We start from the raw sequence: 14,531 nt of genomic DNA on the forward strand, positions 1-14,531 counted from the left end.
TACTCTACTACGAAACCAACCCTCCACCACAAATCAGGCCACCACGCAGGTATTTCACACGCCCCTAACTACCCCACACGCGCCATGGTGAAGGCCAACAAGGCTCGTAGCGCATCCGTCGCAGAATTATCAGGAAGACTCTCCAACGCCCTCACAGCCGCATCAGCATGTTCCTGAGCTTTCTCTACCGTCCGAGCGCGAGCATCTGTCGCAGCAATTAACGCCAGTGCTTCCTGAACCTCAGCATCCGTGGCCAATGGCGACTGCAACATCTCCCGAAGACGCTGGTTCTCCTGCCGATCACCATCCATCGCATACAGCATGGGAAGCGTATGCACACCCTCGCGCAGATCCGTGCCCGGCGTCTTCCCAGATTCCCTAGAGTCGGAAAAAATGTCGATCATGTCATCAACAATTTGGAACACCATACCCAAATGCTCCCCAAACGTCGCTAAAGCCTGCTGAATCGGCGCGGGCGTCCCGGCATGCATCGCCCCCAAAAAACCTGCGGACCTGATAAGCACCGCAGTCTTCTCACGAATGACAGTCAAATAATGATCGATCTCATCACCCGAGGTAGCGCCGACAGTTTCACGCATCTGGCCCGTCACCAAATCACCAAAAGCCTCGGAAAAGTGCTTCACCGTAGGAACACCCAGCGAAGCCATCAACCGCGACGCAGTGGACAAAATAAAATCTCCCGCCAAAATAGCGACCGAGTTGTTCCACCGAAAATTCGCACTATCAGAACCGCGACGCTTCTCCGCTTCATCCATCACGTCATCGTGATACAGCGTGGCAAGATGCGTCATCTCGACAACAATCGCCGCCTTAACAACGTCATCACAGCCCGGTTTCTCACCATAACGAGATGCCAACAACGCAAACATGGGGCGAACACGTTTGCCCCCGGCCAATGCCAAATGCTTAATCTTGTCCGTCACAAACGACGCACCTTGATCCAACTCGTGGATAAGCAGCTTCTCGCATTTTTCCATCCCGTCAGCAACGAACGAATTCAGTTCGTCGTCGCCAAGGTCAAGACTGGATTCCACGCTACGGGAATTCAAGCCAGCAAACCCGCCACTCATGGCGTCGACGCTGGAGTCCACAGCACTGCTCTGTCCGCTGGTCATCGCACAATCCTCGTTCATTGGGCATGGATCGACAGTTACAAACACGCACCACACGTGTGCACCCAGCATGGGCACGGCGCATAAGCACGGACATGGAAGACGCTCGCAACCGCCTCAAACAACGTGCCTAGCCTAGCGCACAAAAACACACCCACAGATTTGGGTTCACTCTATTTTACGGTTTGGTGGCACTGTGGAGGGCCACAACCCCACCCGTCACGTTTCGCCACCCCACATCAATCCATCCAGCAGATCGAATAATTCGAGCCAAATCCCCCTGGTCAGGCCATGCTCGAATAGACTCCGCCAAATACACATATGACTCAGGATCCGATGACACAACCTTCGCCACCACCGGCAACAAACGCATCAAATATTCCTTGTAGAGTGTCGAAAACACCGGAATAACGGGGGTGGAAAACTCACACACGGTCATCCTGCCACCCGGCTTCGTCACTCGAGCCATCTCCTCCAAGCCAGCCTTCGTATCCCCGAAATTCCTCAGACCGAAAGAAATCGTCACAGCATCAAAAGTGTTGTCCGCGAACGGTAAATGCAAACCATCACCAGCTACCAACGGCACATCACGATGACGACCGGCCTTCAACATGCCCAGAGAAAAATCACAACCCACCACAAACGCACCCGACTTGGATAATTCCTCCGTGGACACCCCCGTACCGGCAGCAAGATCCAAAACGCGATCCCCCGGCGCTATACCCAGCCTCTTCCGTGTCGCCTTACGCCACAGCGTATCGATACCTCCGGTGAGAACTGTATTGGTCAGATCATATTTCTTACCGACGGCATCAAACATGCGCGCCACATCACGGGGTTTCTTGTCCAACGTCGCTCTAGCCACGAGATCCCAGACTACCCGGAAGGAACGCACTCACGCGCGTAGCATGTCAGGCATACCGTTGCTCGTGCTCAGCCCGCCACCGTTCCAGTAACGTCGGGCGGAATTCCTGCCCCATCGGGGACTCTATAGCCGCCCTATAGTGGCCAATGAGTTCATCACAAAGACACTCCCACGTGCGCTGGGTCACCGACTCGCGCGCGGCAACACATCGATCACGATATCCCTCCGCCGCCAGCAGACGGCTCACTGCTGCAGACAAATCTCGCTCAAACGAACTCACCGCAAGCAATTCACCATCAACCCCATCGTCGATGAGGTCGATCGGACCGCCCGCTCTGGGCGCAATCGCCGGCACACCAGATGCCAACGCCTCCTGCACTGCCTGGCAAAACGTCTCATATTCACCCGGATGAATGAAGAGATCAAGCGAGGCATAGATCTCGGCAAGCTCCTCCCCGTACCTCGCGCCAGTAAAAATCGCACGGGGAAGGAGATCACGAAGGTCCTGACCGTCCGGGCCATCCCCGGTAATCACAAGTTGAATGTCATCGCGATCATGGAGAGCTACGAGACGGTGTACAGATTTCTCCGCCGCTAACCTCCCGACGTATCCCACAATTTTTTGCCCCTGCGGGGCCCACGAGCGACGCAACGCCTCCGACCTTTTCGTCGGGGAAAAAAGTTCATTATCGACACCCCGCGCCCAGTAATGCACGTCCCGAATCTTGTGTAAGCGGAGTTCCTTAATTGTGACCGACGACGGAGCAAGGGTTCGCGAACAGGCATTATGTATAGTTCGTGTCCACTTCCATGCTGCAGAGGCCAACGGTTTCATATGGTAATTATTCGCAAAGCCAGCGACATCCGTCTGATACACCGCGACAGTGGGAATCCCAAGCTGAGACGCACCAAAAGCACCAGCGGCACCCAACACAAATGGGCTAGCCACATGCACAACATCGGGGTTGTACTTACGTAATGCTCGTTTCACGGTTGGCGTGGGAACACCAATGGGAAGTGAATCAATCAGCGGAACTTGCACAGTGGGAACACGGGCAATAGGAAACCCCATATAGTCCGCACATTCGTCTTGAACTTCACGCGCACCCGGTGCGATGACCAGTGCATCGTGCCCGTGGCGGTCGCAATATTCAAGGATCCGAAGAATCGAGTTAGTCACGCCGTTGATGTTGGGAAGAAATGATTCTGCAACAATTGCAATGCGCATTCGACTGCTTTCTCTTCCTTAGTTCCCCGCCAGAGTGCGGCTATTTCTACCGATATGAAACACTGTTTTATTCTTCTGGTCATTGATCTCGGTGACCATTGTATAAATTTTTCTTGCGATCGGCGCGTCGATTGATCACTGCGATTGCACCTGTGGACAAAAGCATTGTCACAATGAAGGTTGACAGTGCAGGTAGAAGGGATAATGTCCATGTTCGTCCCTTGACGCGAACAGTGTCGGGATCACTGCGGGAATATTCCACCCACACTTTCTGCCCATCGTTCAACCCGCCAGGATAGAGGACTCCCTTATCCGGCGAGTGATATTCCCCCGAGCGATCACGGAACGAAATCGCAGTGTGGAGAGGACCAACATGATGAACAGTGGCGATAGCAGTTTCTTTGTCTTTGTTCACGACAATGTCGTTGTATATCGGGCCTACCACCATCGCCGTACACACCAAGCCCATAAGAAGGACGATGAGTGCGACGACCTGTCGCCACCGGCGAGCCACGATATCGATGTGCGACACGACATCATGACGAACCCGGGAGCACCCTCGAGTACCGGTGCCCACCGTTGCCTCTCCCGTGGTCACTGCGAAACCCACTCTGCGATGGTCATGTAGTCACACCCTCCATAGTCACCGTGCACTTCTCGCGTACCTATCACTGTCTACCCCGCTTGTGGATGATAGCGACACGCCCCTCCAACGACTCCGCTGTGCATCGTCGATGTGCGCGATCGCACACCGCTTCAATCACCGTAATCCCTGTATTCACACCCCGGTTGTCAGGTGCCCCCTCGCTACTACCAGACGCATGATCATCATCCCTACTGTAAGACCCGTGTTCGCCATCGACATCGGCATCATTGAGCAAGTGTCCTTCCGCGTGCAAATCCAAAAGGGTGACCAACTCTTCTGCCGTCTCAGCCTTACAATATGTCACACCAAACGCCGAACATATTGATCGAATATCGACCTCATGATGTGTCGCCATCACCCTTTCGAAGTGGTCACGAAGCTCAGGCTTGCCCGGCTCTAACGATTCAAAAATACCTCCACCCTGGTCATTTGCGACCACAATGAGAAGATTCGAGGGCCGCGGTTCAGACGCCGCCACGTTCAGCCCCGTCGCCTCATGAAGGAAGGTCACATCCCCCGCCACCGCCACCGTCCTCGGGGCATGAATGCTGTCGGGATCGGAAGCCTGACGTGACAAAGCCACACCAATCGCCGTCGATAAGAAACCATCAATGCCCGATGCACCGCGATTGGAATAGATGTCGATACCGTCAAACGGTGCACCAACGAAAGACATATCACGTACTGGACTCGACGCTCCCACCACGAGGGCATCGCCAACGTGAACAGAGTCAGCAACTGCTGCGGCCACGGTCAGCCCTGTCATTCGATGTGCGGTATCGGACTGGGTGAGATCATCAAGCAGAATGACGTCACGGAGAGCAGTCGCTGCGGCCTCATCCACCGCCTGGCATTCCACTACCCAAGCCGTATTTTGTGGGGCAACTGTCACACTCGTCGCAACCTGCGCTGCCATGTGAGCAACGTCGGGATAATCATCAGGGTTTTCAGCGATAATAGTGATGGGAATATCTGGTCTAGCCAAGAGTGTGGAGACACTACGGTGCAGTGTTGGCCGGCCAGTGACAATCACATGATCCGGCGCTATGAGAGACAATGCCAACGGATGGATCTGGATATCAGGTGCCGCGGCGGTGGGCTCGGCAATGGTGGGTACACCCTGGAGGGCAGCATGGTGCGGTGCCCCATGTCCCGCAATATGGAGAACCCGAGGTGACGACACCTGCGTATGGTTAACAAACCGCGTCCAGCTTCCACCATCTGGGCGACCCAAACGGTGAGCATCGTGAGCAGCTTTGATGAGCTGCTCATTGTCGTCGGTCACCAGTGGATCCTCAAAAGGAACATCAATATGTACGGGACCACGAAACGCCCGTTCCACACCGACACGGCCCACCTCGCCCATGGCGGAGGGCTCAGCCCCTCCACGCTCCTGTTGGGCACACGCGTCCACTCTTCCAGGCGCACACGCTTGCATATGCATGCGAATGCCGGCCGCGGTAGCTGCAACCACCGCCCGGTTGATAGCCGAACGAATCTCCCGGTGCATCACATGCCACGCATCACTCTTCCGCGTAGCGGTGTCAATCCCCTCTGTCCGCACCGCAATGTCCCGGAATGCCTCTCGCTGGTCCACGGTCTGGCTTGCCCCAGTCCCCCAGAATGACCACGGACGATTCGCCGACAACACCATCACCGGAAGGTGCGCTAGCTGTGCTTCCACCATCGCAGGCATACAATGCGCCACCGCGCTCCCCGAGGTCATCACCACCGGCACCACGTGGTGCCCTCCAGGAATACCCAGACCGCCGCGGCGTGGTCCGCCACTCTCCGACGCCAAACCAAGGGCTAGGAACGCTGCGGATCGTTCATCAGTCCGCATATGAAGAGTAATGTCCCCACGGGACGCCGCCTCCGAGAACGCCAACGCCAACGGTGCGGACCGGGACCCTGGGCACACTACAACGTCCTGCACGCCACAACGAACAAGCTCATCGACAATAATCGCCGCCGTCATACACGAGGCAGGAACTGCACCGGAACTACTCATGAAGAACGATCTTTCCACCTTAATTAGTATGTCGTCGCCACCAGCGGCAGCCGTGGAGCCTACCCCTCAGCCGTGACTCCCACACCCAGCATCACCCATGATCATTGATCCCGACAGGTGCGGCCAGGCTGCCGTCAGTCGCTCTTTCCACCAACGCACTCGCTCCTCCGGGGCACTATACGTCGTTACGAGATCATCGTGGGGAATGCGGGGTTCGACAACCATCATTCCGTCAACAATCGGGCGAGGATCTGCCACGTCGGCAGCCATCAATGCACCCGTTGCTAATCCTGCCGGTTGGCTACCCACGGCCGCCGCCGCACACAAACCTGCATACATTCCCACCGCGGAATCAATAGCGGAGGATACTGTCACGTCGACCCCGTGGTGGCGTGCTTCGTCCGCGACCGCGACGACATTACGCGGACCACCAAGCGGCGCCGCCTTCACCACTGCAACATCAACAGCACCCATGCGGATCGCCTGGTACGGATCCTCGGCTCGACGGATCGACTCATCGGCGGCAATGCGAACATCGAGCCCATCATCAGCTACCCGCTGCCGCAGGTCGACGAGATCCTCCAATGCAGGGCATGGCTGTTCCACGTAGTCCAGTGGCCCACCAGCACGGAAGCGTCGTAGCGCATGATGAGCCTGGTCGACCGTCCACCCACCATTTGCGTCAATACGAATTGCCACCTCAGGGCGTGCACGGCGGACAGCAGCCAGCCGGGCTTCATCGTCGCGAAGAGTATGCCCCTTCTCTGCCACTTTTACTTTGACAGTGGACACACCCGGGTATCGGTCAAGCAGTTCAGACACCTGACCTGGTGGGCACGCGGGAATCGTCCCGTTCACCGACACCCGGTCACACGGGAGTGCAGGCGGGCCCACCCACCCCATCTCCAACGCCGACGCCAACCACATCGCAGACTCAGCTGGCCCATATTCCAGGAACGCCCCCCATTCTGACCAGCCCTTCGGTCCATCAATCAGCATGACCTCCCGCTGCATGATCCCACGGAAACGAGTAGTCATGGGCAGGCGGACAATATGGGACCGCTCCCACACGTCGTCCAATGACGGCACAACAAGCTGAGACACGCTCGGTGAGCCTCCCTTGTTGGCGGGTACGTCCATGTCAACCATGCCCTCTACCCTAACGGTCACGAGGTATCACAACGTGGTGCCGTGTGTGGAGGGCTGCATGGTGGGTCATACCAGTATCCTCATCGATATGTCTGATGAGCACTTCTCCACGTCCACGACCAGCCACCCCTTCACCCCTGACTTGTGGGCACCCATTCCCGGCTTCGATAACCTGACAGATATCACGTACCACCGCCACGTCGGTACAGAACGTGCCGATGGCATTGTCCGCATTGCTTTTGACCGCCCAGAGGTACGTAATGCGTTCCGCCCCCACACGGTCGATGAGTTATACCAGGCGCTCGACCATGCCCGTCGCACTCCGGATGTCGGGACGATCCTGCTCACTGGCAATGGTCCGTCACCAAAAGATGGCGGTTGGGCATTCTGTTCCGGAGGGGACCAGCGTATCCGTGGCCGCTCAGGTTACCAATACGCCACAGAGCATACGTCCGACGTTGACCACGCGGATGCGTCGAGCGTTGATGCGGCGCGCGTCGCCGCGGAAGGAGGTCGGCTCCATATTCTCGAGGTTCAGCGCCTTATTCGCACCATGCCTAAGGTTGTCATCGCGGTGGTCAACGGGTGGGCGGCCGGCGGCGGGCATTCGCTTCACGTTGTGTGCGATCTCACCGTGGCGTCGCGTGAACACGGCCTGTTTAAACAGACCGATGCCGACGTCGGATCATTTGACGCTGGTTACGGCTCCGCGTATCTCGCCCAACAGGTTGGGCAGAAATTCGCGCGGGAAATTTTCTTTCTCGGCAAAACATATGATGCAGAAACTATGCATCGCATGGGTGCGGTCAACGAGGTTGTCGACCATGCTGAGCTAGAAAATGTCGCCATTGAGTGGGCGCGAGCGATAAACTCAAAGTCTCCGACGGCTCAACGCATGCTGAAATTTGCGTTCAACCTCGCCGATGATGGTTTGATGGGCCAACAGGTTTTTGCTGGGGAGGCCACACGCCTGGCATATATGACGGACGAAGCTGTCGAAGGGCGAAACGCGTTTTTGGAGAAGCGAGCGCCACACTGGGACGATTTTCCTTACTATTACTGAGACCCAACCCCCCCGATATTCACCCCCGCAAAGTTAACGGAATCTTAACGTCATCGCGGAAGTTTGGCTGCTCGATAGTTCGGGGAGGATACTTTCGCTGTGACTGAACTTATCATCCTCGTCATAGTGATCGCCACCGCGCTCGCGTTCGATTTCACCAACGGTTTCCATGACACCGCGAACGCGATGGCAACCTCCATTGCTACCGGCGCGTTAACACCAAAAGTTGCAGTCACACTGTCAGCAATCCTCAACCTGATTGGCGCATTCCTGTCGGTCGAAGTAGCCAAGACCGTCGGCAAAGGGATCGTCAATCTCGACCAATTCAACCTGCACAGTGACGCTGACGCCCACAAGCTTCTTCTTGTTGTGTTTGCTGGGCTCATTGGGGGGATCGTCTGGAACCTGCTGACCTGGCTCCTTGGCATCCCGTCCAGTTCCTCCCACGCCCTCTTTGGCGGTCTCATTGGCGCCGCCTTCGTGTCCCTGGGTATTGGGGGCGTAGCCTGGGCAAACATCTTCGGAAAAATCATCATTCCCGCACTCGCAGCCCCATTTGTGGCCGGGCTTGTATCAGCATGCGGCACGTGGTTGGTGTACCGCATCACCGCCAACGTTGACGAGGGCAACAAAAACAATCACTTCCGTATCGGACAAATCGCCACAGCCTCGCTTGTATCGTTAGCTCACGGCACTGGCGATGCCCAGAAAACGATGGGCGTCATCTTCCTGGCCCTCGTCGCCTATGGGGAGATCGGCCCCGACACCCACATGCCACTGTGGATCATCGCAGCGTGTGCAGGAGCGATCGCCCTGGGCACTTACACAGGTGGCTGGCGAGTTATCCGCACCTTAGGTAAAGGTCTCGTCGAAATCGACTCTCCCCAGGGCATGGCCGCCGAAGCATCATCGGCCGCGATCATCCTGACTTCCTCCCATGCCGGCATGGCCTTGTCGACGACACACGTCGCAACCGGTTCCATCCTTGGAACAGGGCTCGGTCTTCGTGGGGCTGAGGTTCGGTGGGGTGTGGCTGGCCGCATGGCAACTGCCTGGATTATCACCCTTCCCTGTGCCGCTATTGTTGGCGCGCTGACGTGGCTGGTTGCCCACCTCGTGGGCGTCGCAACCACTGACTTCATTGGTGTTCTGGCGGCGTTCGCTATTCTGCTCACCCTCGCTGGTTTCATCTACCTGCAGTCCCGTAAACACCAGGTGTCCTCTGACAATGTCAACGCCGACTGGGATGAGAACTCTAACTCAGTTATCCCCGCTGATCAGCGAAAGGTTACCCGCTAATGTCGACGATCAATTCACTGCTTACTGTTCTCATTGTCGCCTTAGTTCTCGGCGCGGGACTGCCCACTCTGTTCTCACTTGGAGTGCGCCTCGATGCAGCGGGATCAACACACGGGAAACAATCTAAGGGAATCAATCACATCCTGGCCTGGGTGATCTATCTTCTCTGCCTCGTCGTTATCCTCGCCGGTGTTTTGTGGATCACCAATGCGACCATCGCGCATTACACCGGCATCAACATCTACGGCACGTCCGGCGGACACTAAAGGACCCCAGAGATGAGCACTGATTCCCACCCCACCTCACCTTCAGAGTCCACCACGAACGATGCTGACACTGCGTGCGGCACATTTTCAGAAGCTACTCAGCGAGCGATCGATGAACGACGCGAGCTCGAGCATAAGAATTGGTTGGTCCGTTTTGTCGATTGGCTGCGTGTCGGATATCCAGCGGGAGTTCCTGATGGGGATGCTGGGGCCATCATGTATGTCCTCAAGCAGGAGCTGAAGGACGCGGACATCGACCGGATCGCTGCTGTTATTGTCACGAAGCAAGAATCGCACCACGATCGAGACAAAACTATCACTGAGAGGGATGTTCAGCACTACATTGCGAAGACGATGGCTCAAAAGCCCACGGAGGATGACCTTGCCCGTGTTAGGGCAAAGCTCCGTGAGGGTGGCTTCACCGTCGCTCCCTAGGCGCACGCGTCACACGCGCGCGTCGCCTTTTACAACGGGGTGTCAGTGGTCCTTGTGACACACCCGTGTTTATTGGCTTGACCGATTCCTCAGCACGGAGTTAGATATCTCACCATTCTGACGGATCAGGGTGACTCTCCAGGGTGTTCGTCTTGGTCAATGTCCGGAAAGATTTTTGTTAGCAAATTTGAGGGGTGGGTCAATGCTTGACTCCACCAACAATCTCACCTAGAGTGCTTTTATCTACTTTGTAACGCCAGATTCGCTCCACCGATATCTACAGACAGTGCACATCACACGATGACACCCGTCGATAGTTATCACACACAGAGCCGTTGTCAGACGTTACAGTTTGCGACTCGCATACGACCCCATAAAGGAGGGTAAGAAAATGGCAAGCAACATCATGCGTTTCATCAACTGGCTTCGCATCAGCGACCAACAATTCACCCCCGTGGCTGTCGTTGGCCGTGCGCATCCTGTGCATCATGGTCGTTCAGCAGTTGCACTTGCTGAACCCACCACCACAACGAAAACCGATGACGTGGTCAACTTACTGGTCACCGAGGGACACATTCCATCAACAGCTGCCGACGCAGCACAAGCTTTCTACACTGTCCACCAGCGGAAAGCGACACGCGACGAAATTCACACCATCTTCGTCACCCTCGACAGCCTCGGTTTCATCGCCGACTAACACGAGCACCACCAGCCACCAGGTCAGCCCGGTGGCTGGTTTTTCTTTGTACTCTTACTACACTGCCCCATCGTGAACACCCGGCCACTCGCACCACTCCCCATCCCCCCACACACCCACATCGCCACCATATATCCACAATTAGACAAAGCGCTACGCGGCGAGGCATCACTCCTTCCCATTCCCACCACCGATCCAGCCCGCGCATCCATGCTCTGCGAGGTCATGAGAGCCGGCGATCCCATCGCCACGGACATCGCCGTCATACTCTCCACGTCCGGTTCCACCGGTATTCCGAAAGGCGCACAACTCACCGCCACAGCCCTCACAGCATCTGCGTCGGCCACCACAGCAGCCCTCGGTGGCCCTGGCCAATGGCTCTTAGCACTGCCACCCGACCACGTCGCAGGACTCCAGGTTCTCCTGCGATCACTCGCAGCGGGATACGAACCAGTACTCATGGATACGAGGCACACGTTCACCCCTCACACGTTCGTCGACGCGATCAACCACATGACGGGCCACCGACGTTACTGTTCGTTGGTTCCAACACAGATCAGCCGACTCCTCCACGCCGTTGAGCACGGTAAACAACCCATCAGTACCACGGCACTTGTCGACACTGTGGCCAGCCTCGACGCCATCCTCGTAGGGGGGGCACCACTGAGCACCACCATGCTGAACTCCTGCAAGGAATTAGGATGGCGACTCATCACCACCTATGGTTCATCCGAAACCGCCGGCGGTATCGTCTACAACGGAACACCACTACCCGGCACCACCATACGAATCCAACCACTCAACGCAACCCACGATGGCTCTGAAGGACGAATACTCCTCGGCGGACCAACGCTAGCCAGCGGATACCGGAACGCTGATATACTCTTTAACTCCGACGATCACAACAACCCATCCCACCACAGCAATACAGACCCCTCCCGCACAAACACCACCAACCCTTTTGTCGGAGGATGGTTCATCACCGACGACATCGGACGACTACGCGCAAACAAGCTAGAAATCCTCGGTCGGTACGACCAAGCGATCAACACCGGCGGACTGAAAGTACTCCCTGAGATCGTGGAAACCGCAGCACGACGTGCTGGCTATACTGACTGCGCCGTCCTCGGCATTCCCTCACAAGAATGGGGTGAAAGTGTGTGTCTAGTCATCGAAGACACCCCGCACGCCACCACATTTCATTCTCAACGACCGCGCATCCTCAACAGCGAAGCCACACAACGTATCCGAGCACGCCTCGACCTACCCGCTCACGCTCTACCAACCACCATCGCACTGATCACCACAATCCCACTACGAGGACCTGGAAAAACCGACCGCCACACATTGCGACAACTCCTCGCCACAGCACAACCCCCCAAACCCCACCCCACTCACACCACCGGCGAACGCAACACCTGACAGCACTACAGCGACAGCCCACTCGCCCGCGACAACGCCGCGACATCCTCATCCGTGTACACGCGGCTCGCCTGAAGGTCATTGCCGCCCATCCACACATTACGAACAACCAGCGCAGCGCTAAGCTGCGTCGTGGGAACCACTGCGAAATTACGCTGCTGCCCAAAAACCTGACGCACCTTAGTCCCCGACCTCACGGCACACGCATGCAGCCAAATATCATCTGCCTTCGGCGCAAGGTCTCGAAAACAATCTCCCTGATCCACAACAAAGGCCATAAACGGAACCGGATAAAGCACCCCTGACACACCGGTCGCCATGTTCGCAATCGACGCCCGACACGACTTCACCGCAGTCCAGCGAGCATACGGGGCCAACCCACCGTTCTTCACACACACCCGGTGCGCCCGGTAGGCAACCACGTCACCCGGACTCAACTCCGCGCACTCCAACAGCCGCTCGAGCCACCATTCCGGATAAATGATGTCATCATCAGCCGTAGCCACACGCGACGGAAAAAACCCCTCATCAGCGAGATTCGACACCGTCGACTCGCGTACCTCCGCCACACGCTCACGGAACAAGGGCCAATACTTCGTATGAGGGCCAAAGGCACCATCAGAACAACGGATCTGCAGGCCACGATCGACCAGCCGTCGAAGACGATCCGGCAGAGGCCGCTCATAATCCTCACGATCAAGCCACAACACAATCGGCGCAGACACTGTCCCCCGAGCAAGCGACTCAATGGTGTACCACACCTTAGTGAGCCGAGGCCCATGAGTTGTCAACGAAATAGTCACGGGGCCATATGACGGGATGGGCTTACCATCGAACTCATTGTGGACTCGCAGCGGAATCAGCCGGGCGAGCGTCAGAAAAAAACTGACCACTTGACCTAAAAAATAACCGATCTGCTGCACACAGCGTCCTTCCCTCACCCGGCCATCGCGTATTCCCAACACCCCAGCCTACCCGGGGCTATTTTTCACACCGCCGATACGTCACAATAGAATAATGGCCGACACCCCTCACTACCCAGCCACAGACCACCACGCGCCACCGGCACGCACAGTCACCGCCCACGACTGGCTTGAGGCAGCCCGCCCCCACACCTGGGCCAATGGCATCGCCCCCGTCATCGCCGGCACTGGAGCCGCTGCATTCGCCGGACACGCAGCGATGATCAACGCCGTCCTCGCAGGCATTGTTGGGTGGTTTCTCGTCATCGGCGTCAACTATGCAAACGACTATTCCGATGGAATCCGCGGCACCGACGACGACCGCTCTGGTCCTTTCCGCCTTACTGCCTCCGGGCTCATCCAACCACACGGAGTAAAACACGCAGCATTCGTCGCCTTCGGCGTCGCTGGGCTGGCTGGCCTAGCGTTATGCGCGGTCAGCGGGCATTGGTGGCTCATCATCGTCGGCATCGTGTGTGTCGTGGCCGCCTGGTTCTACACGGGCGGGAACAACCCCTACGGCTATCGCGGACTGGGTGAAGCTGCCATCTTCATTTTCTTCGGGCTCGTCGCGGTTCTCGGCACCCAGTACACACAAGCCAATCACATCACCGGCGCTGGAATTGCTATCGCTATCGCCATCGGATCAGTGTCCGCTGCAGTGAACCTGGCAAACAACCTTCGCGACATTCCTAGTGATTCCGCAACAGGGAAAATCACCCTCGCCGTTCGCCTCGGTGACAGAGGCAGTCGAACACTGTGGTGCTCTCTTGCCGCCGTCCCCCTCGTCATGTCCTGCCTGCTCGCCATCATCGCAACACCCTGGTCTGTGCTGGGCCTGGCCGCAGCGCCACTCCTCGGGCTCGCATCACGCCCAATCATCACCCACGCCAAGGGGCGAGACCTCATCCCTGTCCTCGGCATAACAGGCCGCGCGATGGTCGCATGGTCACTTATCACCACGCTCACCCTCTGGATAGGGTGAAACAACAAGGCCACCTGGGGTCGGTCGATGAAACTCTACTCGCGGCCTTCCAGCTCATTCTTGATGTACTCCCTATGGGCACGACGCTGATCATCCCACGCCGCCATCTCCGCCGTCACCCTCAAACGAAGACCCTTAAAAAGGAACATCGACAACGGCAGCGCCACAATCAACGCAAGAAGAGCACTGATCATGACAGGCATCGGAGCACCCACCACGTAGGCGCCATACGCAATCACCACCGTCAAGACGAGGAACAACACCACACGCGCCAACCCATAGAGCACAATGTCTTTCCACGGGCGCGTCGGCTTCTCAACAGACTGAGTAGTGTCCACATTCACAATAGCCAGAGTAGCCGTGACCCCCA

At 57.1% G+C, this 14,531-nt stretch carries 15 protein-coding genes; 7 read left to right on the forward strand and 8 right to left on the reverse strand.

Features of this window, described 5'->3' with window-relative positions; translation table 11 throughout:
- Positions 1–68: 68 nt before the first annotated feature.
- The 6 genes from V5S80_RS05565 to V5S80_RS05590 all read right to left on the reverse strand — a co-directional run bounded on the left by V5S80_RS05565 (position 69) and on the right by V5S80_RS05590 (position 7,023).
- A complete protein-coding gene (locus tag V5S80_RS05565) occupies positions 69–1,091 on the reverse strand; it encodes a polyprenyl synthetase family protein (protein WP_395169885.1) in 1,023 nt (340 codons plus the stop codon).
- A 220-nt stretch (positions 1,092–1,311) separates the two neighbouring features.
- Positions 1,312–1,998, reverse strand: a complete 687-nt coding sequence (locus V5S80_RS05570; RefSeq protein WP_395169780.1) for a demethylmenaquinone methyltransferase — start codon at positions 1,996–1,998, stop codon at positions 1,312–1,314.
- Between the two features lie 46 nt (positions 1,999–2,044).
- Positions 2,045–3,226: a glycosyltransferase family 4 protein gene (locus V5S80_RS05575; protein ID WP_395169781.1), complete on the reverse strand. Its 1,182-nt coding sequence runs from the start codon at positions 3,224–3,226 to the stop codon at positions 2,045–2,047.
- Between the two features lie 79 nt (positions 3,227–3,305).
- Complete coding sequence (locus tag V5S80_RS05580; protein WP_395169782.1) at positions 3,306–3,824, reverse strand: DUF3592 domain-containing protein; 519 nt, start codon at positions 3,822–3,824, stop codon at positions 3,306–3,308.
- A 70-nt stretch (positions 3,825–3,894) separates the two neighbouring features.
- Positions 3,895–5,883: a thiamine pyrophosphate-binding protein gene (locus tag V5S80_RS05585; RefSeq protein WP_395169783.1), complete on the reverse strand. Its 1,989-nt coding sequence runs from the start codon at positions 5,881–5,883 to the stop codon at positions 3,895–3,897.
- A gap of 66 nt (positions 5,884–5,949) precedes the next feature.
- Positions 5,950–7,023 carry an o-succinylbenzoate synthase gene (locus tag V5S80_RS05590; protein ID WP_395169886.1) on the reverse strand — a complete coding sequence of 358 codons (1,074 nt, stop codon included), beginning with the start codon at positions 7,021–7,023 and terminating at the stop codon, positions 5,950–5,952.
- A gap of 97 nt (positions 7,024–7,120) precedes the next feature.
- On the opposite strand from V5S80_RS05590, the gene V5S80_RS05595 reads away from it, so the two are divergent.
- The 6 genes from V5S80_RS05595 to menE all read left to right on the forward strand — a co-directional run bounded on the left by V5S80_RS05595 (position 7,121) and on the right by menE (position 12,214).
- On the forward strand, positions 7,121–8,095 hold the full coding sequence (locus tag V5S80_RS05595) for a 1,4-dihydroxy-2-naphthoyl-CoA synthase (protein WP_395169784.1): 975 nt from the start codon (positions 7,121–7,123) through the stop codon (positions 8,093–8,095).
- Between the two features lie 99 nt (positions 8,096–8,194).
- Positions 8,195–9,394, forward strand: coding sequence for an anion permease (locus V5S80_RS05600; RefSeq protein WP_395169785.1), 1,200 nt, complete (start codon positions 8,195–8,197; stop codon positions 9,392–9,394).
- The gene (locus V5S80_RS05605) at positions 9,394–9,660 is read left to right on the forward strand and encodes a hypothetical protein (protein WP_395169786.1); all 267 of its coding nucleotides are present in this window, start codon (positions 9,394–9,396) and stop codon (positions 9,658–9,660) included. The genes V5S80_RS05600 and V5S80_RS05605 overlap by 1 nt, the downstream gene beginning before the upstream one ends.
- A 12-nt stretch (positions 9,661–9,672) precedes the next feature.
- Positions 9,673–10,095, forward strand: a complete 423-nt coding sequence (locus V5S80_RS05610; RefSeq protein WP_395169787.1) for a DUF3349 domain-containing protein — start codon at positions 9,673–9,675, stop codon at positions 10,093–10,095.
- Positions 10,096–10,486: 391 nt separating this feature from the next.
- The gene (locus V5S80_RS05615; protein WP_395169788.1) at positions 10,487–10,792 is read left to right on the forward strand and encodes a hypothetical protein; all 306 of its coding nucleotides are present in this window, start codon (positions 10,487–10,489) and stop codon (positions 10,790–10,792) included.
- Between the two features lie 72 nt (positions 10,793–10,864).
- Positions 10,865–12,214: an o-succinylbenzoate--CoA ligase gene (gene menE / locus V5S80_RS05620; protein WP_395169789.1), complete on the forward strand. Its 1,350-nt coding sequence runs from the start codon at positions 10,865–10,867 to the stop codon at positions 12,212–12,214.
- A gap of 5 nt (positions 12,215–12,219) precedes the next feature.
- Here menE and V5S80_RS05625 read toward each other — a convergent pair whose 3' ends face one another.
- Positions 12,220–13,137, reverse strand: a complete 918-nt coding sequence (locus V5S80_RS05625; RefSeq protein WP_395169790.1) for a glycosyltransferase — start codon at positions 13,135–13,137, stop codon at positions 12,220–12,222.
- Positions 13,138–13,231: 94 nt separating this feature from the next.
- Here V5S80_RS05625 and V5S80_RS05630 point away from each other — a divergent pair, with 94 nt between their 5' ends.
- Entirely contained in the window at positions 13,232–14,161 is a 930-nt protein-coding gene (locus tag V5S80_RS05630) for a 1,4-dihydroxy-2-naphthoate polyprenyltransferase (RefSeq protein ID WP_395169791.1), read from the forward strand.
- A gap of 35 nt (positions 14,162–14,196) precedes the next feature.
- Here the strand turns inward: V5S80_RS05630 and V5S80_RS05635 are convergent, their stop codons facing one another.
- Positions 14,197–14,505, reverse strand: a complete 309-nt coding sequence (locus V5S80_RS05635; protein ID WP_395169792.1) for a DUF4229 domain-containing protein — start codon at positions 14,503–14,505, stop codon at positions 14,197–14,199.
- Between the last annotated feature and the right edge of the window lie 26 nt (positions 14,506–14,531).

It is taken from the genome of Corynebacterium sp. PCR 32 (genome assembly GCF_037464985.1).
GTDB lineage: Bacteria > Actinomycetota > Actinomycetes > Mycobacteriales > Mycobacteriaceae > Corynebacterium > Corynebacterium kroppenstedtii_D.

Bases quoted from the DNA above. Each gene is read 5' to 3' on its own strand.
- V5S80_RS05585 (WP_395169783.1), bottom strand. From the start codon at position 5,883: ATGAGTAGTTCCGGTGCAGTTCCTGCCTCGTGTATGACGGCGGCGATT.
- V5S80_RS05575 (WP_395169781.1), bottom strand. From the start codon at position 3,226: ATGCGCATTGCAATTGTTGCAGAATCATTTCTTCCCAACATCAACGGC.
- V5S80_RS05565 (WP_395169885.1), bottom strand. From the start codon at position 1,091: ATGAGTGGCGGGTTTGCTGGCTTGAATTCCCGTAGCGTGGAATCCAGT.
- V5S80_RS05595 (WP_395169784.1), top strand. From the start codon at position 7,121: ATGTCTGATGAGCACTTCTCCACGTCCACGACCAGCCACCCCTTCACC.
- V5S80_RS05610 (WP_395169787.1), top strand. From the start codon at position 9,673: ATGAGCACTGATTCCCACCCCACCTCACCTTCAGAGTCCACCACGAAC.
- V5S80_RS05615 (WP_395169788.1), top strand. From the start codon at position 10,487: ATGGCAAGCAACATCATGCGTTTCATCAACTGGCTTCGCATCAGCGAC.
- V5S80_RS05590 (WP_395169886.1), bottom strand. From the start codon at position 7,023: ATGGACGTACCCGCCAACAAGGGAGGCTCACCGAGCGTGTCTCAGCTT.
- V5S80_RS05605 (WP_395169786.1), top strand. From the start codon at position 9,394: ATGTCGACGATCAATTCACTGCTTACTGTTCTCATTGTCGCCTTAGTT.
- V5S80_RS05630 (WP_395169791.1), top strand. From the start codon at position 13,232: ATGGCCGACACCCCTCACTACCCAGCCACAGACCACCACGCGCCACCG.